This window comes from Pseudomonas sp. P7758 (assembly GCF_013386485.1).
Lineage (GTDB): Bacteria > Pseudomonadota > Gammaproteobacteria > Pseudomonadales > Pseudomonadaceae > Aquipseudomonas.
This window is the reverse complement of the sequence record NZ_JACARS010000297.1, coordinates 1-522: the sequence shown is the minus strand read 5'-3', so window position 1 is coordinate 522 and position 522 is coordinate 1. Positions and strand designations below refer to the sequence as shown.

3 protein-coding genes are annotated in these 522 nt (G+C 64.2%); 2 read left to right on the top strand and 1 reads right to left on the bottom strand.

Features of this window, described 5'->3' with window-relative positions; genetic code table 11:
• Together HX873_RS31590 and HX873_RS31585 are read left to right on the top strand one after the other, a co-directional pair.
• Window positions 1–140: YfiR family protein (locus HX873_RS31590; protein ID WP_177123897.1), on the top strand; the 140-nt coding region annotated here is incomplete at its 5' end.
• A complete protein-coding gene (locus tag HX873_RS31585; RefSeq protein ID WP_177123893.1) occupies window positions 137–274 on the top strand; it encodes a hypothetical protein in 138 nt (45 codons plus the stop codon). The genes HX873_RS31590 and HX873_RS31585, both read left to right, overlap by 4 nt.
• A 35-nt stretch (window positions 275–309) precedes the next feature.
• On the opposite strand, the gene HX873_RS31580 is transcribed toward HX873_RS31585, so the two are convergent.
• Window positions 310–522 (bottom strand): YfiR family protein (locus HX873_RS31580; RefSeq protein WP_177123895.1); only part of this gene is annotated, 213 nt, incomplete at its 5' end.

The following is a 522-nucleotide window of genomic DNA, read 5'->3' as shown; positions in this document are numbered from 1 at the left end:
CCGTGGGCAGCCTGTTCTGCCTGCGGGTAGCCGACGAACAGGTGTCGTTCGAGGTCAACCTGGATTCCGTTGCCCGTAGCGGTGTGCGCATTCATCCGAGTGTGCTGCAACTGTCCCGACGTCGAGCGCCGGGGTCATGAGTGTCGATAAGGCGCCAGTGCGTCCTACCTTGCGTTCAGTGATCGGGCGCGGGCACCTGAGCCTGGCGCTGATGGCCGTCAGCATGGCCAGTATCTCCCTGACCCTGCTCGGCGTGCTCGCGCCCGATCACTGAACGCAAGGTAGGACGCACTGGCGCCTTATCGACACTCATGACCCCGGCGCTCGACGTCGGGACAGTTGCAGCACACTCGGATGAATGCGCACACCGCTACGGGCAACGGAATCCAGGTTGACCTCGAACGACACCTGTTCGTCGGCTACCCGCAGGCAGAACAGGCTGCCCACGGTGCATTGGTCGCCGCCTTCGCTGATGCTGAGCACCGGATGGCCGATCAATGCCGCGAACAGGCGGCTGCGCTC

Excerpts from the sequence above, each read along its gene's own strand:
- HX873_RS31585 (WP_177123893.1), top strand. The coding sequence starts at position 137 with ATGAGTGTCGATAAGGCGCCAGTGCGTCCTACCTTGCGTTCAGTGATC.